This is a genomic window from Methanonatronarchaeum sp. AMET-Sl, from assembly GCF_029854155.1.
GTDB lineage: Archaea > Halobacteriota > Methanonatronarchaeia > Methanonatronarchaeales > Methanonatronarchaeaceae > Methanonatronarchaeum.
Genome location: NZ_CP122958.1, coordinates 57,120 through 75,513 on the forward strand (window position 1 = coordinate 57,120; position 18,394 = coordinate 75,513).

Consider the following 18,394-nt stretch of genomic DNA (forward strand, 5'->3'; position numbering starts at 1 on the left):
CTACCTATTAGTTTTCTTGAGAACCATTAGTTTTCTTAAGAAGCCAAGCAATATTTTTACCTAGATCCTTCATAGTCTCCATACCCTCATCATCTTCTGACACTTCACCTTTCTCACCACCCATACCAAGGTTCCAATAACTTGAGCCAACGACAAACATCTCATTGATCAAGAAAAAATGGTTTATAGAATCCAAGGTATGTATAGAGCCCGCTCTTCTAACAGCTGAAACACTTGCACCAACTTTTCTACGTAAGAAATTATCGTTAGCAGAACAGACATATCCGGCTCTATCGATAAGTGCTTTTGTTTCCGAGGTTAAGTCGGAGTAGTATGTTGGAGAACCGATGATAATACAGTCGGCCTCAGCCATTTTACCAATACACTTATTAACTATATCATCATCGATAACACATTTCATGTCTTTGTTATCGAAACATTTCAAACAGGCAGTACACCCTCTAACTTGCTTCCCACCAACCTGAATCAACTCACAATCAATACCTCTGTCTCTAAGTTCATCAAAAACCTTCTCAATTAAAATCTTAGTGTTTCCATCGCTACGAGGACTTCCATTAAAACCCAGAGCTTTCAATATAAACACCAAAAAACCAATACAACCGGAAAAACCATTAGTTTTTCCAAAAAAACTATATTTTCAGAAAAAACGATTGATGTTCAGACTGCTCCAAACAACCTAAAGTATAGAGGGGTATTGGGGGTTGTGTTATATTTTTGTTATATGAATCTGGGTGTTTTTTCTCTATATTTTTGATATAAATGTGGGTTATCGATGGATTGCATCACCTCTTTCTCTTCATCGATCGTTAGTTTATAGTAGAAATATATTAAGACTGGTAGCATAGCTAAGGTTAGTAGTGAAGGCCAGTGGATAAACCATCCAACTGCGATTAATATTATACCTAGGTATTGTGGGTGGCGGGAATAACGATATACTCCGTTTGTTACAAGCTCTTTTTGTTTTATGTTTTTATATAAGGTGATCCAGCCTAGAATGACTATAATCATTCCTATGAGGCTTATTATCATTCCAACAATCTTCCAGAAGGTCATAGATAGAGATTGACCCAGGAATGTAAAGGAGAATATAATTTCTTGTGTTGGTGGTGCTCCTCCAGGTGAGATAGCGGCTGCAGATGAGATATAGACTGTTAATGGAACACCGTACATTTCGATAAATAGTGAAACTATGAAGGCTGTGTATATCCCCATTGATTTCCATTCAATTTTCTTCCTGAAAGAAAGAGGTAACAAAAAGACAAGGAAAACACCAATGTTGAGTAAAACGAGGTCCCAACGACCTTGGACCACCATGGATTCAACATGACCCATCATAAACCAATGTGCATGCTCATAAAAAGACGGGAGTGACAATAAGGCCAGTAAGGCCAATACAATAAATCCAGTTCTACGCCAATTAGGCCAGTCCATTTTCTTTAAAACCTATAAAGGAATTGTTTTGTATTAATATTGGTTTTATTTATATTTCAATATTTTATTTTTTCATTTTTTATGGGAGGGGGTTTTTTAGTAAAATAAGTATTTAGTTTTAGTAGGTTTATCGGGTTTGATGTTTTATGAATGTTGTTGTTTTGGTTGTTGACACTGTTAGGAGGGATCGTCTGTCTCTTTATAACCGTGATATCGATTTCACTCCTAATTTTTTACGGTTTTCAAAATCTTCTGATGTTTATTTGAATGCTTTTAGTCAGGCCCCTTGGAGTTTTCCGTCACAACTTTCATTTCTTTCCGGTTTATATCCATGGCAACATCAAGGGAATCAATTAAAGCCATTTCTAGGTGATGAAGTTGATTTATTACCTGTTAAGTTGAAGGATGAGGGATATTTTACATCTATTATTCATAATAACACTTGGTTAACTCCAATTACTGGGGTTACCAAGGATTTTGACGAAGAAAGAACTATATCTAATAAGTCTAAGTATCTGCATAGTTTTTGGAAATGGTTAGGGAAAAATAATTTAAATAATGTTCAAAGGAAATTGATTTTGTCTTCCTCTAAACTTAATTTACTCAATACATCTAAAGATAGATATGGTGTTTTAGATCAAATTAAATCAATAAAACGTTTTTTAGAGAGCCATAGTGAACGAGATTTTTTTTGTTATATTAATTTGGTTGAATCACATTATCCATATAATCCACCGGAGAAATACAAAAAAAGACATGGTGTGAATCTTGATGTTGGGGATTTAAAGTCGATGCCTTTAGAGTATGGAGGAAAGATTTTTGAGGAGGAGTTGGAGGTATTGAATCGTCTTTATAATGCTGAAATTGATTTTCTTGACGACCTGTTCGGTAAAGTTTTAGGTCTATTTAAGGAGTATGGGGTTTATGAAGATAGTTTGTTCATTGTTTTCTCCGACCATGGTGAGTTGATTGGTGAAGAAGGTAAGTTTGGACATCATTTTTCCACAAATAAACACTTGATAAATGTTCCCTTAATGATTAAGAGACCAGGTGATGATGGAGAGGTTATCAAAGATGTTATTGAATTAAGAGAGATCTACTCTATGATTTTAAGGGAGGTTGGAGTTAACCATCTGGATAATAATAAATTAATGGATGGTTATGCCTGTGGGATGTATGAAAAACCAGTCATATATAAAGAAAAACTTGACTCATTCTACGATTATTGTTTGAGTGATGTTTTTTATTTCGCTACTGAGAATGATGTTTGCAGAGTTAATAAGTCTGTGAAGTGACCTCTCCCTAAAGAGGAGGGGTCTTAGCCCTGAGTCGGGATAATTTAGTTTGTTATTGTTTTGTTGTTTTCTGTGTTTTTTGTTAGTTTTTGAGTTTTTTCCATGTTTTTTTGATTTTTTTGGTTATTTCTGTGTCTGTGTATTCAGTGATTGGTTGTTTGTTTATCATTGCTTTGGTTGTTAGTTGTGTGTATGGGATTTTTCCTATTACGGGTGTTTTTTGGGTTTTGCATATCTCTGTTATTTTTTTGGTGTTTTTTGGGTTTAGGTCGTGTTTGTTTATGCATACTTGTGTTTTGGTTTGAAAGTGTTTTGTTAATTCTATTATTCTTTTAAGGTCGTGTATTCCGGAGACTGTTGGTTCGGTTACTATTAATGTTTTGTCTGTTGATTTTATTGATGCTATTACTGGGCATCCTATGCCGGGTGATCCATCGATTAAGATTGTGTTATTTTTGTTTGCGGTTTTTTGGGCCCATTGTTGGACTTGTGTTACTATTTTTCCTGATGCTTCTTCGCCTGGTTTTAGTTTTGCGTGTATGAATGGTCCGTATTTTGTTTTTGATTTGTAGATTGTTCCGATTTGTTTGTTTTTCATTTTTATTGCGTTTTCTGGGCATATGTATTCGCAGGCTGCGCATCCTTCGCATTTTGATTGGTTTATTTCGATTTCTGTGTTTATTGCGTTGAAGTTGCATATTTCTCTGCATTTGCCGCATTTGGTGCATTTATTTGTTTTGGTTGGTTTTAGGAGTTCTATGTAATTTTTTGTCTCTTTTATTTCTGGATTTAGGAGTATTTGGAGGTTTGGTGAGTCTACGTCGCAGTCTGCGAGTATTAAGTTTTTTTCTATTGCTGCGAATCCTGCTGTAATGGTTGTTTTTCCTGTGCCTCCTTTTCCTGAGATTATTGTTATTTTTTTCATTGTATGGTGTCCTGGATCTGTTTGTAGAGTTTTTTAAATTGTTTTTTCATTTCTGGTTTTTTATCGGTGAATGGGATTCCTTCTGAATATAGTTTGGCGATTTTTCTATCGTTTGGTATTTTCATTAGTATTGGTATATTGTTTTGTTTGCAGTATGATTCGAGTTCGTTGTTTCCTATCCCCTCTTTATTTATTACTACGCCGTATGGGGTTTTTTGTTGTTTTAACATTTTTATTGAGTTTTTTAGGTCGCTTAATCCGAATGGCGTTGGCTCCGCTACTAGTATGCAGTAGTCTGTTCCTTCAATTGCTGCAATTGTTGGGCATGCGTTTCCTGGTGGAGCGTCTATTATTGTTGTTTTATTTGGTTTTGTTTTTTGCTTGACTGCTTCTATTATGCGTGGGGATAACAGTTCTCCTGTTTTTAGTTTTCCGTGATAGAATCCCATTTGGTTTGTTCCTTTTTCTATTTTCCCTAATGGTCTTTTTTTCTCTTTAACTGCGTTTTCTGGGCATACTATTTTACATAATCCACATGAATGGCATAGTTCTGGAAATATTTTTATTCCTTTTTTTGACATGGCAATTGCATTGAATTGGCAGTGTTGGACACATTTGGCGCATTTTGTGCATTTTTGTTTGTTTATTACTGGAGTTTTGGAATATACTGTCTCTATTGTTTCTATGCCTTGGTTTAAGAATAGATGGCAATCTGGTTCTTCGACATCGCAATCGAGTAATTGGGTTTTTTTGGGATTTAGTGTTAGTGTGAGGTTTGTGGCTATTGTTGTTTTTCCTGTCCCTCCTTTTCCACTTGCTACTGAGATGTTCATTGTTCTCATTAGGTTTTTTTTAGTGTTTGTGGTTTTGACAGGCGTTTTGGGTTGTTGCTTGGTTAAGCTTGTTTTGTTCCCATGCTTCCATTGTTTTTTCTACGTTTTCTCTGGCCCCTATGTATACTTTAATGTCTTTTTTTCCGCAGAGTTGGATTGCTTTTGGACCTAGGTTTGAGCAGATTATTGTGTCTACGTCTTTTTTATTTAGGAGTTCCGGTGGTTTTCCAGTTCCTCCTGTGTGTTCGCTTTTGTTCGGTATGGTTTTCACTTGGTTTTTTTCTGTGTTTATTATGGTGAAGTATGGGGATCTTCCAAAGTGGTCTGCGGTTTTTGATTTTGTTCCTTGGTCTTTTAATACTGGGATCGCAATTTTCATTTTTATTCTTCCTTTATTTTATTTTGTTTTTTATTTGGTCGGTTATTTTTTGGAACTGTTTTGAGGTCTTTGATTTTTTATTGTTTACTATTGGATTTCCTTGTTCGCCACTTTCCATTATTTCTGGGTCTAATGGGATTTTTCCGAGAAATGGTATTTCTAGTTCTAGGGCTAGTTTTTTTCCTCCGCCTGAACCGAATATATTTGTTGTTTCTTGGCAGTTTGGGCATTTGAATCCACTCATGTTTTCTATTAATCCGATTATTGGGAGGTTTACTTTTTCTGCGAATTTGACGGATTTTCTTATTGTTTGTAGTGCTACTTCTTGTGGAGTTGTTACTATTACTGTTCCATCTGGGTTGGGAAGTATCTGGGCGATGGTTAGTGGTTCGTCACCGGTTCCTGGAGGTAGGTCAAATATTAGGTAGTCTAGTTTGCCCCAGTTTACGTCTGTAAAAAATTGTTCTATGGCTTTCATTTTTAGTGGGCCTCTCCAGATTACTGGTTCGTCTGTTTCGGGTTGTAGTGATCCGATTGATATTGTTTTAATTCCGGTTTCCGTTTCTATTGGGTTTATCGTTTTTTTGTTTTGTGTGGGTTTTTGTTTGGCTCCGATTATTTTTGGTATGCTTGGTCCGTGTATGTCGCAGTCCATTAAACCTACTTTGTTTTTTTCATTTGAGAGTTGCATTGCTATGTTTGCGGCTACTGTGCTCTTACCTACTCCTCCTTTTCCACTCATTACTACTATTGATTTGTTTATTTGGTCTGTAATGGTTTTTATAGTGTTTTTTTGTTTTGTTTTTTTCATTTTTATTTCACCTTTTTATTTGATTCCTGAATGGGTGTGATTTGTAGGGGCTTTGATTTGTTCTAGTTTGTTTTGTTGGTGTTTTTTGATGTTTTCTTTAACAGTTCCTTCTATTCCTTTGATTACTTTGATTTCCCAGTCTTCTAGAATTGAGTAGGCTTTTGGGCCTATTGATTTGCATATAAGAATATTTGGTGTTTTTTTGGCTATTTGTTGAGCTGCTGTTATTCCTGCTCCGCTATTTTGGTTTTTTCCCTTGTTTTTTTCTGTTTTATAATCTATAATTTCGTTGTTACTTGTTTTAGCTGTTATAAAATATTTACTACGTCCAAAAACGGAGCTGATATTGTTTTTTATTTTTTTACCTTCTGAGGGTATTGTTATTTTCATTTTTGATCAACTTTTTCGTTTTAGGTTTGTTTGGCATTCAGGGCATCTTTTTTCATTACAGGGTTTGCCTTGTATATGTTGTTCTTTGTAGCCACAGTTAGGGCATATACATTTTGTTGGTCTGTTTTTTGGTCGATTTCGGTTTTTTTGTCTATTTTTTTGGTTTCTTCTTGGCATTATATATAACACCCAAACATAAAACACATATGTGTAAAAAATATATAAAGGTTCCCATAAAAAACCAAAAACACACTAAATAAAAAAACAAAATAAAACATCTAAAAATAAATTAAACACTGATTTACATGTTGCCAAAACTAAAAAACAGGATTTAACGCGTGCTAAACATATAAAAACAATAAAACCAAAAAATAATAGCTTTAAGTGGGCCCGCCCGGATTCGAACCGGGGATCTCACGGTTATCAGCCGTGCGCTTTAACCGCCTAAGCCACAGGCCCTCTGGGAACCACAATTTATTTTATTTGATTTCTCTTAAGTCTTGTCTGGGGTTTTTGTTTTATATTCTTTATCTTTGCTCTGCTATTGTAGTCTTTATTATCGTTGTTTTTATTGGTCCAATTAATATATATGCTGTTACTAATGAGAGGAGTGTTATTGAGGTTATTGTGAATATTGTTCCTGTTGTGGCTGCAACTAAAATTAATAAGATTCCTGCGATGATTCTTGGTTTAGTTGTTATTTTTGGGTATTTTATATTTGATATCATTAGGATGGATAGTGTTGTTACAACGATTGTTGTTGGTATTATTGCTTCGAAGTATATTGTGTATAGTGCTAGTGTGAGTCCAGCAGAGGTTGTTGGTATGCCTTGAAAATGTTTTTTGGTTGGGTTTTTATTGAATCTTGCAAGTCTTATGACCGATGTTGCTATAAAAAGTATTGCTAAGGGGATTGATATTGTTATGTCTATTGTTGTGTATAGTATTGCGGCGGGTAGAACTCCGAAAGATGTTGCGTCGGCTAGTGAATCTAGTTGGACGCCGAACTGGTTTGATCCTTCTTCATATAGTATTCTGGCTGTTAATCCATCGAGGCCGTCTAGTATTGCTGCGATTACAACTAGTTTGATTGATATTATTGGCTGTCCCTCTATTAAGTAGATTATTCCTAGAAAACCTGCGGTTAGGTTTCCTAGCGTTATTATGTCTGGTATGTTGAGGTTTGTCTTCATCTAGTTGTCCTTTCCTGGTTTTTTCTATTTTTATTTTATTTAATAGTTTTTTAGATAAACAAAAACAAATAAACTATTTTTTAATTAAATCAAATATTTTTTAAATATTTAAGTTTTATCAAAAAACCAGATAAAAACCAAAAACAGATAGAGATTATTTAGGTTGGTCCGCAAGTTTAGTAACCCCAGCAATCACTCTATCCTCCGAATCAACAGTTAAATCGCTTAAATCAAAGTCTTCAGGGAAATATAAATCAACTCTCGAACTAAAAGCTATCAAACCAAACCTATCTCCCTTAACGGCCTTATCCCCAGGCTCTATATAACACCTTATTCTCCTAGCCGAAAAACCAGCTATCTGAACTACTTTAAATTCACCACACTCAGTGGATAAACAAACCTCGTTCCGTTCATTATTCTCAGACTCTTTCTTAAAAGCCGGAATATACCTACCAGAATGATGTTTAACACCAATAACCTCACCAGACAAAGGAAGTCTATTTATATGAACATCAAAAAGACTTAAAAAAATACATACAACAGGCCGACCCTCAACCTCCTTGATATCTAAAACACGGCCATCTGCAGGGGAAACCACGCCATCACCATTAATCTCTCTTTCAGGGTCTCTAAAGAAAAATAAAACAGCTAAACCAAGAACTATAAAAACCATACCGACAAACAAAAACTCTAGATATAAGAAAGCAAGCGCTAAAACCAATAAAACACTCGATAGCTTTATTCCCTCACTAGCCACCTTCATTTCAAATCCCTCAACATTTTATATGGAACCATCAACACCCTTAAAACCATTTCCTGGAGTTTAGGCAAGACAGTTAACAAAAAATATGCGAGTATAAAAAGAGCTATTAAAGACCCTATTTTAGCAATGACATGGTGCGCTATCCCAAAACTACCTGTTATACCAAATATAGTCATACCTTCAAATATATCATTACCGGTTGCATAAACGATAAAAACATTTCTAAACAAATTAAGTATATATATAACTGGAATCGTGATAAATGCCTTAACCTTATTAATAATGGTATCAAAAGACGAAAGAATTGCTGCAGTAAAAATCGCTATACTCTCTATACCAGTACAAGCAAAAACAATCTTTACGCTCGTTATAGACCCACCATCTATATACAACAATGTTGTTCCAGAACGTTCAACAGACATCCCAATCAAATCAAGAATAAAAGCAGTATTATGAGCAACTACTACCTGGAGAAAATCAAAACTTCCTGCAGATAAATACGCAAATGGAAAATAAATAACTCCTGCAATAGTTGCTAATCTAGTTAGAAAAACCGCTTCATCCCTAAATTCAGCATTCCATAAACCTCTAAACTCAAGGTAAGCAACGGCCCAAGACAAAACAGAAGCAGAACCAGTTAAGACTGCATTAAAATAATCCTGGATCTCAATATAGCCCTCTGGAACAGATAGCCAATAAACACCAAACAATAACCAACCAACACCACCAACTAGATGTACTAATCGGCCCTCCCTTTTACGAAAAGATAGAGATGTGGCCAAAACAAAAAACACTAGTGCAATCCAAACAAAATTTCCATAATCAATCATAACCAAACGTTAAACTACATTCTCCCTTGAAATAATAATCCTTTTTCATTCCGATCCAATTCCACAAAAAACTTTTTTTTGGATCTACTAGCGCTATTGCTTCATAGATTGTTTTAAAATAGCCTTCATCACTTTATAGAAGGGTATTCCTTCATCTATGAGGTTTTTGATGACATATGTAGGTCTTAAGTAAAATTCCTTGAAAGCTTGTTTTTGAAGTTTCTTGATTTCATCATACGTCAGTTCTGTGGTTTCCACTACAGGTGAAAAGAGGTCATACCTCCCCCAATCTTCTTGCATCTCACCGACACCTTTCACTTTTTTATAGAACTCTGTGCCAGGATATGGTGTTGCAACAGAGAATAGAGCGTAGTTGGCTTTTATTTCTTTAACAAACTCTATACTTTTTTCAACGGTTTCCTTGGTTTCCCCGGGCAATCCGATTGCTAGAGATGCAACAGTCCTCATTCCAACATCATTTGCAGTGTCAAATATATTTCTAACCTGGTTGGTACTGGTGCCTTTTTTCACTCTATCAAGGATCTCTTGGTTTCCAGACTCCACTCCAATAAATATCGTGTGGCATCCTGCCTCTCTCATCAACTCAATAAGCTCTTTATCAGCCTTGTCAACTCTCGCTGTACAGCCCCAACCGATATCTAGGTCTCTTTCCTTTAATTCATTACAAAATCTTTCAACCCATTCAGGGAGTAATGTAAATGTATCATCCATGAACGCTATTGTTGATACATCAAGATTGTTTTTAACGTACTCCATTTCATCAACTACATTTTTTGGCGATCTTTTCCTGATTTTTTTGCCATGTAACGCTGATGAAGCACAGAAAGAGCATTGCATTGGACAGCCTCTACTGCATATCATAGTTGTTATAGACATTCTTTCATCAAACACAACGTATTCATCTATTGGCAATAGGTGTCTAGCTGGATATGGCAGGGAATCTAGATCTTTAACCAACTCCCTTTCTTTATTCTCAACAACCAAGCCTCCAGACCTATATACAATGCCTTCCACATTACTTAGGTCACCACCTTCTCTAAGTGTTCTATATAAATCTAGAACTGTATACTCCCCCTCGCCCTTAACTATAAAATCAACCGAGTTATTGTTTTGGAGAATATCTTCATGCATAAAAGTAGGGTGTGGTCCTCCTAAAACTGTGTATGCGTTACAGGAATCATCCACAACTTCAACAGACCTTAATGCTTCAGGTATTAATGGAGTTGTGGCTGTGACTCCAACTAGGAATGGGTCGAGTTCACCAACAAGTCTCTCCATCTCCTTATATCCAATGTCTTCCGCGGCACAATCCATTATCTCTACATCTACATGGTTTTCTTCAAGAACTGCAGCTATATAAGCGATACCTAAAGGGGGTGCCCTAATATTGAAATATTTTTTGTATTTAGATTTAAAATCCGGTGGGTTGATTAGGAGTACTTCAGTTGGCATCAATAATGAATATCGTTTCTAATCTATTATAAATCCGGATATTGATTTAATGATTAATTGCGAAACACCTCTATTTTATTTAGCTAAAAACGTTTTTTGTATTCAGGACCTAAATAAAGGTAATAGAGTTGTTTTGTTTAGGAGTATATTGGTGTGTTTTTATGGGAGAAGATTGGTTATCTGAGTCTTTAGGAAAGATATTCCGTAAGATGGGGGGTTCGCTTGAGAGGGCGAAAAAAGAGTTCAGGGATGGATATAAAGATTCATTAGTTGATAAAGAAAATACTTCCCAGAAAATAGGTAAAAAAGAGCCTTTTGTAGATGTATTCAAGAAAGGGAATAGAGTTAGGGTTCTTGTTGAAGCGCCTGGGGCCTTTAAAGACGATGTACATCTAGGTGTCTATAACAAAAATATATTACATGTGTATATTCCCTCAAAGTATGAGGATTATTCTGTTGATGTTAAACTTCCAGCTAAAGTGAAAAACAAAAAAGCTAGATATAAATACAATAACGGTGTGATGGCTATTTCGCTTGAAACAATGGATTAAGTTTTTATAACCACCCGGTTTTTGTTATTGGTTTCTTGTTAACAAGTGTTTTTACCTTGTTTTTTGCATAGATTTTATGTTTATCTCTATAATAGATATTTCAAGATTAGACTATGAGTTTAGAAGATGAGTATAAACTGGATTTTCTTCAAGATCATGATTTTTTTAGAAAAAAGTGTGAGGAGTGTGGAAGTTATTTCTGGACTTTGGAGGAAAGTCGTGAGACCTGTGGTGATCCTCCATGTGATGATTACTCGTTTATTGGAGACCCACCGATAGATGGGGAGTTTAGTTTAACTGAGATGCGGGAACACTATTTAAGTTTTTTCGAAGACCGTATGCATGAACGTGTCGATAGGCGTCCAGTTATCGCTAGATGGCGAGATGATATCTTCTTAACAATAGCCTCTATAGCTGATTTCCAGCCCCATGTAACTGGGGGTCACTGCCTTCCTCCTGCTAACCCATTAACTATATCTCAGCCTTGTATAAGGCTTGATGACATCGATTCAGTTGGCCGGAGCGGGAGACATTTGACTAATTTTGAGATGATGGCGCATCACGCCTTCAATTTCGGAGATGAACATATTTATTGGAAGGATAAGACTGTTGAGTTATGTCATGAGTTACTTACCGGCTTAGGTATAGATGGTAGTGAAATAATATATAAAGAAAATCCTTGGGCTGGTGGAGGTAATGCTGGACCGGCTTTTGAGGTTTTATGTCGTGGTTTGGAGTTGGCAACACTTGTTTTCATGAACATGGAGCTGGATCCAGATGGTGAATTCGAGATTAAGGGTGATAGATACCGTAAAATGGATCTTAGGGTTGTTGACACTGGTTATGGACTTGAAAGGTTTGTTTGGGCCTCAAAGGGAAGTCCAACTATCTATGACGCTGTTTTCGGTGATGCTGTAGACGAGTTTATGGAGTTGGCTGGAATCAACCATCCTCTAAAGGATCCTGAGTACCGTGATATACTTGGTGAGCATGCCAAACTATCCGGTTACATGGATGTTGAGGTTGGGAGCGACCTAATGGAGATACGTAAAGAGGTTGCAAGTAGGCTAGATTTTGATGTAGGTCAACTTAAAGAGATGATGGAGCCGATTGAAGAGGCTTATGCTATTTTGGACCACAGTAGGACAATTACCTTCATGCTTGGTGACGGAATCGTTCCTTCGAACGCAAAAGCTGGTTATCTAGCGCGCCATGTAATCCGACGCGCATTAAGAATGATGATGTCCCTTGGTATAGAGGAACCATTATCCGAGGTTGTTCAAATCCAGATTGATATGTTGGAGGATGATTATCCAGAGTTTAAGCGGCGTGAAGACAAAATACGGGAGATAGTTGATATAGAAGAAGATAAATTTAGAGAAACGATATCTAAAGGAAGAAACCTTGTTAGAAAGACAGCTAGACACTATAACGAGAAAGGAAAAGAAATACCACTCGAATCTGTTCTAGAGCTATATGATACACATGGAGTTCCACCCGAGATCATTCAGGAAGTAGGTGAAGAGGTCGGGGTAGAGGTTGAGGTTCCAGACGATTTCTATACACGGGTTGCAAAAACACATGAAGGAGAGACAAAAGAACCTGAAGAACCAACTGAAATCGAAGAGAGATTGAAGGAATACCCACCAACAAAACTATTGTTCTACAGCCAACCAAACGACATCAGTTTCGAAGGAGTTATAATAGATTCCTTTGACAACAAAATCGTGTTAGACCAAACACTTTTCTATCCTGAGGGCGGTGGACAGCCCGCAGACCAAGGAACAATAGACACTGGTGAACGTATATATAAAATAACCGATGTACAGAAAGTCGGCAACGTAGTTGTACACACTATTGAAGATGAAAGTGATGAAGGCTCAGACATAAAAAAAGGAGTGGTAGTGCAAGGTAAGATAGATCAAGAGAGACGTAGGGCCCATGCAAGACATCACACAGCTACACACGTAGTGCTTGGTGCCGCTAGAGACGTACTCGGATATCATGTTTTTCAACAAGGATCTAATCTATCAACAAGTCAGGCCAGGCTTGACATAAGCCATTACAAACCGATTACATCCAGTCAAATAAAAGATATAGAGTGGAAGGTTAATCAAATCGTTATGGATAACCGTTCTGTAAATGCAAGAAACATGGATAGGAATGAAGCTGAAAAAAAACATGGATATATACTCTATCAAGGCGGTGTTCCAATGGGCGATGAAATACGTGTTGTTGAAACGGAGGACTGGAATGTTCAAGCCTGTGGTGGTACACACTGCGAAAGCACTGGAAAGATAGGGCCTGTAAAAATACTTTCTACTGAGAGTGTGCAAGACGGTGTTTTAAGACTTAATTTCTCTGCTGGAGAAGCTGCAATTGAGAGCATGCATGAAAGGGATGAGATACTTCAAGAAACATCAAACACTTTCTCGGTTCACTATCAAGAGCTTCCTAAAACGGCTGAAAGGTTCTTTAAAGAATGGAAAGAACGTGGAAAAGAGATTGATAGACTTCAGAAAGAAATAGCTAAACTACGTAGGCAAAGCCTGATAAACATGGCTATAGAGATTGATGGAATCAAAGTTGTGAGCCAGAAACTGGTTGAAGCCGAGATGGATGAAATCAGGGCAACGGCGGAAGAAACTTCAGAAAGAGGAGTTACATCATTGATAGCTGGAGAAAAAGGCCATACAGCAATCTCGGTTAGTCAAGAGGCGATTGATAAAGGATTAAGTGCAAACAAACTGTTCCAGAAACTTGCTGAAAAATATAGTGGTGGTGGTGGAGGAAGTGAAAAGATGGCGCAGGGAAAAATACCTCCAAACAAAATAAATCAAGTATTAAGTGAGTTTGAAGAAGTTGTGAGGGAAGAGTTGAATAAAAACTGAGGATGTTTGGGTTTAGATTTTCTCTCTAATGGTTTCAGGGCCTAAATATCCTTCACCCACCTAGGTTTTTTAGCCTTTTTTGGTGGGTTTATTGGTTTTTTATTTGTTTTCTGTTTCTTTTTCTGTTTCTTTTTCTGGTGGTCTGCCTGGCCTTAGGTCTGATTGGACGTACTCTATCTCTCCTGGTGTTGTTATGTTTTCTTTTAGGAATCTATAGGCATGTCCGTGTGGTGCTCCGTTTAATATCATTTCTATGGCTTCGATTGTTGCTGTTACTCTCTCTGGCTTACCGATGCAGGATACGGTTTTACCGTAGATTGATATGTTTGTTCCGGATATTTCTTCGAGTAAGTTTCTTGTTTTACCTTTCTTACCGATTACTCGTCCTTTAAGTCTTTTTCTTGATTTTTTTGTTTTTGCGTAGTTTGTGATGTCCAGTACTTGTAGTACTTTTTGATCTTCTAGTAGTTTGGTTGCTTTCTCTGGTGTGAATCCACGTCCTATTGCCCTAACTACCTTACTTGTTTTCCATCCCAGCAGGGGGTCGGCGTCTTCTCGATCTATCTGGACGTTTCCGTCTTCACTATCGATTTTTAGTTTAACGCCTGTCCGGGATTCTATATCTTTTTTTGTGCTACCTTCTTTACCGATCAATACCCCTATTCTATCGTTAGGGATTTTTACATAATCTTTATTTTCCGGCATTTTCCTTCAACAAAAACTTTTTTTTATACTTTTAACTTACCATGCTCTTTTAGCCAACGAACATCCCATTGTTTATATCTCCATTTAATGTCCGCTTTTTCATCCTGGAAGTCCCATGGCTCAATAAGAACCACATCATCTTCTCTAATCCAATTTCGTTTCTGCATCTTGCCCGGTATTCTCGCGATACGGGTTTCACCGTCTTCAGAATGTACTCTAACTCTGTTAGCCCCAAGCATGCTGATCACTCGAGCTTGGATCTCTCTTCCTCTTGGAAGCCTTGGGCTTCTATGTGTATTTTCATCGTTATTTTTCTTTTTTCCCAGATTAACACCTCCCATGTTTTGTTTTATGAATCAAGAAAATAGATAGTTAATTAAACTTCTATTTTGCTCTATATGTAGAGCCTTAGATTATTCCTATTATAGATTCTTCTTTTTTTTGTTCTTTCTCCATCTTCAAACTATCCCTTAACTTAATTCAGGTTTTTTGTTGTTTTGTTTTTTTGTTTATTTGGTTTGGTTTTGTTTTTTTATGGATGAGTATTTATGTTTGTTGTTGTCATAGTTTGTATTGTGTTTCGATCTTTGTTGAATTGTTGTTTTGGGGTGTTGTATTCTTGAGTGATATAAAGGCTATTGATATAATGATTCCGTGTGAAAAAGTGGTTAGGATTGGTCCTGACGATTATTTAGCTAAGGCTAGGTTGGTTATGTCGAGGAATAATGTTGGTGGTTTACCTGTTACTGTTGGGAATCGGGTTGTTGGATTTATTACTTTGCGGGATATTACTTTGTCTCCAGCACCAGCTAAGTTCAGGGTTTCGGAAATTATGACTAAGGATGTTGTTAAGAAAACTGGTGATACATCGGTTAAGGAGATTGCCGACATAATGGTTGAGACTGGTATTCAGCGTGTTCCTATTGTTGATGATGGTGAGTTGGTTGGGTTGATTACTCAGAGTTCAGTTATTAAAGCTGCGCGTGACGTGTTTTGAAACGGTTTTTTTAAATATTTTTTTAGATTCAGCAGCGAGGTATTTATCTACGTGGTGTTTTTCTCTCCGTTTGTATCCGTTTCTTCTTGCTATTCGATCTATTTCACGGTCAACTCTACTTCCGTATTGTAAGGATTTTTTCGGTTTTTTTGTTATTTCTGGTGGAAGTAGTTTTTTGGCTCCTGCTCTCAATATCTTTTTTTCTATTTCGTTTTCATCAGGTATTTTATCTCTAATTGGTATTGATAAAGCGGTTTTAACTACTTTTTGGTCTAGAAATGGGTTTTTAGAAAGTATGTTTTGGTTTGTGAATACGTGGTAGTCTCGTTCAAGGTCTTTCTCAGCTATGTTATCTATGTCTCTGGCCATCTCGGTTTCAGGGTTATCTGAGTTTCTGTATTTTGTGTATCCTCCGAATAACTCATCTGAACCCTGGCCTGTTAGGACTGTTCGGTATCCATCTTTTCTAAGTTTTTTTGACAGTATTAGGAATGGTAGGCCGACTCCTATTGAAAGTCGGGTTGCATCGCATGTTGCTTTTATTGTTTCAGGGATTGTTTTTTTAATTGTAGGTAAATCGATTTCTATAGGTTTATGTGGTAGTTCTAGGTGTTCACTGGCTTTTTTACTCCACTCTATGTCGGGGGAGTTTTCATATCCAACTGTGTATAATGTTACGTCTGTGTATCTATCTGCTAAAACAGCTATCAATGAACTGTCTACTCCACCTGAAAAAGCTATGGCTGTTTCTTCTCCAACTCTTCTTTGCACTGCTTGATCCAGTTTATTTATGATTTCTCTTCCGTATTCCTCGGTTGTTTTGGTTTTTGATTCGTTTTTTAGGTCATTGGTGTTTGAAATGTTTTTTGTTTCTATTTTATTTCCATCGATTTTGTATAGTTTTCCTGGAACCACTCTTTTGGGTTTTTTTTCGGTAGATTCTAAGATATCTAGTTGGTTTGTTGAGAAGGTGACCCCATCTGCTTGTGTGTAGTATAGTGGTATGCTTCCTATTCGGTCTCTCCCTAACATCAATTTCTTATTAGATAGCCATGCGAATGCGTATTCGCCATCCAGTTGCATTAATTCGGTTGGGTCGTTGATTTTATTTACGGCTTTCTTTAGTGAAACTTGTTTGTTCCCACTGTAGATTGCTCCGGTTATAGCGACAAAGTCTTGGTTTTTCTTGATTATCTCTGAATCGATGTAGTTTGTTTTTTCTATCGTTATTTCGGTTTCATTTCTGTTTGAGCTGACTGTTTGTCTGTTTTGGTTTTTAGTTTGGTTTTTTGTTAGTTTTTTAAGTTGGTTTTTTGTTGTCGCGCCCCATAATGTCACTCTGTTATTTCCTCCCGATTTTGTTTATAGTATTTTATTACGTTTTCGATATGTAGGTCGACGCATCCAAGATAGTTTGAGGGGTCAAGTACCTCTTCGATTTCTTCTTCAGTCATGTGTTTTTTAACTTCAGTGTTTTCCATTAATGCTTGTTTAAGTGTTTTATTGGATTGGTATGCATCCATTGCACAGTCTCGAATTAATTTATGTGAGGTTTGGCGTCCGAGGCCTTTGTTGAATAGTTTTATCATTATTGCTTCACTCATGTTAAGGCCTCCAGTCATGTTGAGAACTTTCTCTATGTTTTCTTGGTTTATTACTAAGCCATCGATAACGTATTTCATTAGTTTGAGTTGTTCATCTACTAAAAGAAATGTTTCTGGCAAAACCATTCTTTCTGATGAGGAGTTTGTTAGGTCTCTTTCGTGTTCAAGAGGTACGTTTTCTAGTTCCGTTGTTACGTTGGATCTCACTACTTTGGCGAGCCCTCCGATTCTTTCAGATCTCATTGGGTTTTTTTTCTGAGGCATTGTGCTTGAACCGACCTGTTTATCTCCAAAAGGCTCTTGTAGTTCACTTATCTCTGTTCTCTGTAGGTTTCTGACTTCTTTGGCTATTTTATCTAATGAACTGGATATTATTGCGAGTTTGGATATTAGTTCGGCGTATCTATCTCTCTGTATAACCTGGCTTGAGATAGTTACTGGCTTGAGTCCAAGTATCTCGTTAACTCTTTTATGTACTTCTTCCCCCATGTCTCCTAAGGCGGCTTGGGTTCCGACGGCGCCTGTTACCTGTCCGACCAATATTCTTGGTTTTAATTCCTCGACTCTCTCTATATGTCTCCTGATTTCTGAAGCGTATATAGCGAATTTATGGCCGATTGTTGTCGGTACGGCGTGTTGTCCATGTGTACGGCCTACACATGTTAGGTCTCTGTATTCATCTGCTTTTTTTATTAGAGAGTCTTCGAGCTCTCTTAATCGCCTCATTATTATTGAGAGTGATTTCTTAAACTGTAGTGCTCTTGTTGTATCTGATATATCGTTGCTTGTTGCGCCTAAATGGACGTATTCCCCGGCTTCACCTTCACATTGCTCTGACAATGCTTTAACGATAGCCATTATGTCGTGTTTTATTTCTGCTTCAATTTCTTTAACTCTTTCAAGGGAGACATAATCTAGGTTTGCCTTGTCTTCAATCTCATCTGCTGCTTCACTTGGGATTATACTGAAGTCGGCTTCAGCTCGAGCTAACGCAGCCTCCACCTTTAACATATACTCTAACTCAGTTTTTTTCCTCCATATCTCCCGCATCTCTTCAGAACCATATCTGCCTTCTATTGGATGAATTGACATCGATTTATTTTATAGAAACACTGTATTAATCATTTTCCAGAAAACTCACCCAAAACACCACATAAAACAACTGTTTGTCTTTTTTTTGTTATTTTGAATTGGGTTGTTGTTTGCACTCGAATGTTTTAAGGATTAAAAACATTACTGTTATCTGGTAGTTATTTTGAGATATCTGGGTTTTTTGGGAGATAGATTTTATATGTTTTTTGT

20 protein-coding genes and 1 tRNA gene are annotated in these 18,394 nt (G+C 36.8%); 4 read left to right on the forward strand and 17 right to left on the reverse strand.

Annotated elements, in window-relative coordinates:
* Positions 1 to 7: 7 nt before the first annotated feature.
* Together QEN48_RS00270 and QEN48_RS00275 are read right to left on the reverse strand one after the other, a co-directional pair.
* Positions 8 to 595 (reverse strand): flavodoxin family protein, encoded by a 588-nt coding sequence (locus QEN48_RS00270; RefSeq protein WP_280108417.1) that lies wholly within the window; start codon positions 593 to 595, stop codon positions 8 to 10.
* 143 nt (positions 596 to 738) lie between these two features.
* Positions 739 to 1,452, reverse strand: a complete 714-nt coding sequence (locus tag QEN48_RS00275) for an isoprenylcysteine carboxylmethyltransferase family protein (RefSeq protein ID WP_280108418.1) — start codon at positions 1,450 to 1,452, stop codon at positions 739 to 741.
* A 146-nt stretch (positions 1,453 to 1,598) separates the two neighbouring features.
* On the opposite strand from QEN48_RS00275, the gene QEN48_RS00280 reads away from it, so the two are divergent.
* On the forward strand, positions 1,599 to 2,747 hold the full coding sequence (locus QEN48_RS00280; protein WP_280108419.1) for a sulfatase-like hydrolase/transferase: 1,149 nt from the start codon (positions 1,599 to 1,601) through the stop codon (positions 2,745 to 2,747).
* An 82-nt stretch (positions 2,748 to 2,829) separates the two neighbouring features.
* Here QEN48_RS00280 and QEN48_RS00285 read toward each other — a convergent pair whose 3' ends face one another.
* The 11 genes from QEN48_RS00285 to QEN48_RS00335 form a co-directional block, all read right to left on the reverse strand.
* On the reverse strand, positions 2,830 to 3,672 hold the full coding sequence (locus tag QEN48_RS00285) for an ATP-binding protein (RefSeq protein WP_280108420.1): 843 nt from the start codon (positions 3,670 to 3,672) through the stop codon (positions 2,830 to 2,832).
* Positions 3,669 to 4,505: an ATP-binding protein gene (locus QEN48_RS00290; protein ID WP_280108421.1), complete on the reverse strand. Its 837-nt coding sequence runs from the start codon at positions 4,503 to 4,505 to the stop codon at positions 3,669 to 3,671. Before QEN48_RS00290 ends, QEN48_RS00285 begins: the two co-directional genes overlap by 4 nt.
* 19 nt (positions 4,506 to 4,524) lie before the next feature.
* Positions 4,525 to 4,884, reverse strand: coding sequence for a NifB/NifX family molybdenum-iron cluster-binding protein (locus QEN48_RS00295; protein WP_280108422.1), 360 nt, complete (start codon positions 4,882 to 4,884; stop codon positions 4,525 to 4,527).
* A gap of 13 nt (positions 4,885 to 4,897) precedes the next feature.
* Positions 4,898 to 5,695 carry an Mrp/NBP35 family ATP-binding protein gene (locus QEN48_RS00300; protein WP_280108423.1) on the reverse strand — a complete coding sequence of 266 codons (798 nt, stop codon included), beginning with the start codon at positions 5,693 to 5,695 and terminating at the stop codon, positions 4,898 to 4,900.
* Positions 5,696 to 5,710: 15 nt separating this feature from the next.
* On the reverse strand, positions 5,711 to 6,085 hold the full coding sequence (locus QEN48_RS00305) for a NifB/NifX family molybdenum-iron cluster-binding protein (protein ID WP_280108424.1): 375 nt from the start codon (positions 6,083 to 6,085) through the stop codon (positions 5,711 to 5,713).
* Between the two features lie 6 nt (positions 6,086 to 6,091).
* Positions 6,092 to 6,262, reverse strand: coding sequence for a hypothetical protein (locus QEN48_RS00310; RefSeq protein ID WP_280108425.1), 171 nt, complete (start codon positions 6,260 to 6,262; stop codon positions 6,092 to 6,094).
* Between the two features lie 208 nt (positions 6,263 to 6,470).
* Positions 6,471 to 6,544: transfer RNA gene (locus tag QEN48_RS00315), tRNA-Ile, on the reverse strand.
* Between the two features lie 68 nt (positions 6,545 to 6,612).
* Positions 6,613 to 7,278 (reverse strand): CDP-diacylglycerol--serine O-phosphatidyltransferase, encoded by a 666-nt coding sequence (pssA, locus tag QEN48_RS00320; protein WP_280108426.1) that lies wholly within the window; start codon positions 7,276 to 7,278, stop codon positions 6,613 to 6,615.
* Between the two features lie 154 nt (positions 7,279 to 7,432).
* Positions 7,433 to 8,041 (reverse strand): phosphatidylserine decarboxylase, encoded by a 609-nt coding sequence (locus tag QEN48_RS00325; protein ID WP_280108427.1) that lies wholly within the window; start codon positions 8,039 to 8,041, stop codon positions 7,433 to 7,435.
* Complete coding sequence (artA, locus tag QEN48_RS00330) at positions 8,038 to 8,871, reverse strand: archaeosortase A (protein WP_280108428.1); 834 nt, start codon at positions 8,869 to 8,871, stop codon at positions 8,038 to 8,040. The genes QEN48_RS00325 and artA overlap by 4 nt, the downstream gene beginning before the upstream one ends.
* A gap of 93 nt (positions 8,872 to 8,964) precedes the next feature.
* Complete coding sequence (locus QEN48_RS00335; protein WP_280108429.1) at positions 8,965 to 10,344, reverse strand: radical SAM protein; 1,380 nt, start codon at positions 10,342 to 10,344, stop codon at positions 8,965 to 8,967.
* A gap of 161 nt (positions 10,345 to 10,505) precedes the next feature.
* Here QEN48_RS00335 and QEN48_RS00340 point away from each other — a divergent pair, with 161 nt between their 5' ends.
* Together QEN48_RS00340 and alaS are read left to right on the forward strand one after the other, a co-directional pair.
* Positions 10,506 to 10,895, forward strand: a complete 390-nt coding sequence (locus tag QEN48_RS00340) for a hypothetical protein (protein ID WP_280108430.1) — start codon at positions 10,506 to 10,508, stop codon at positions 10,893 to 10,895.
* Positions 10,896 to 11,008: 113 nt separating this feature from the next.
* On the forward strand, positions 11,009 to 13,786 hold the full coding sequence (gene alaS, locus QEN48_RS00345) for an alanine--tRNA ligase (RefSeq protein ID WP_280108431.1): 2,778 nt from the start codon (positions 11,009 to 11,011) through the stop codon (positions 13,784 to 13,786).
* A gap of 99 nt (positions 13,787 to 13,885) precedes the next feature.
* On the opposite strand, the gene QEN48_RS00350 is transcribed toward alaS, so the two are convergent.
* Complete coding sequence (locus tag QEN48_RS00350; protein ID WP_280108432.1) at positions 13,886 to 14,491, reverse strand: KH domain-containing protein; 606 nt, start codon at positions 14,489 to 14,491, stop codon at positions 13,886 to 13,888.
* Positions 14,492 to 14,514: 23 nt separating this feature from the next.
* Positions 14,515 to 14,832, reverse strand: coding sequence for a translation initiation factor eIF-1A (eif1A, locus tag QEN48_RS00355; RefSeq protein WP_280108433.1), 318 nt, complete (start codon positions 14,830 to 14,832; stop codon positions 14,515 to 14,517).
* 278 nt (positions 14,833 to 15,110) lie between these two features.
* On the opposite strand from eif1A, the gene QEN48_RS00360 reads away from it, so the two are divergent.
* Positions 15,111 to 15,488, forward strand: a complete 378-nt coding sequence (locus QEN48_RS00360; protein ID WP_280108434.1) for a CBS domain-containing protein — start codon at positions 15,111 to 15,113, stop codon at positions 15,486 to 15,488.
* Here QEN48_RS00360 and QEN48_RS00365 read toward each other — a convergent pair.
* Both QEN48_RS00365 and purB read right to left on the reverse strand, forming a co-directional pair.
* Complete coding sequence (locus tag QEN48_RS00365) at positions 15,456 to 16,826, reverse strand: asparagine synthetase B (protein ID WP_280108435.1); 1,371 nt, start codon at positions 16,824 to 16,826, stop codon at positions 15,456 to 15,458. The two genes, QEN48_RS00360 and QEN48_RS00365, sit on opposite strands and share 33 nt — an antisense overlap.
* Positions 16,823 to 18,184 (reverse strand): adenylosuccinate lyase, encoded by a 1,362-nt coding sequence (purB, locus tag QEN48_RS00370; protein WP_280108436.1) that lies wholly within the window; start codon positions 18,182 to 18,184, stop codon positions 16,823 to 16,825. The genes QEN48_RS00365 and purB overlap by 4 nt, the downstream gene beginning before the upstream one ends.
* Positions 18,185 to 18,394 lie beyond the last annotated feature (210 nt).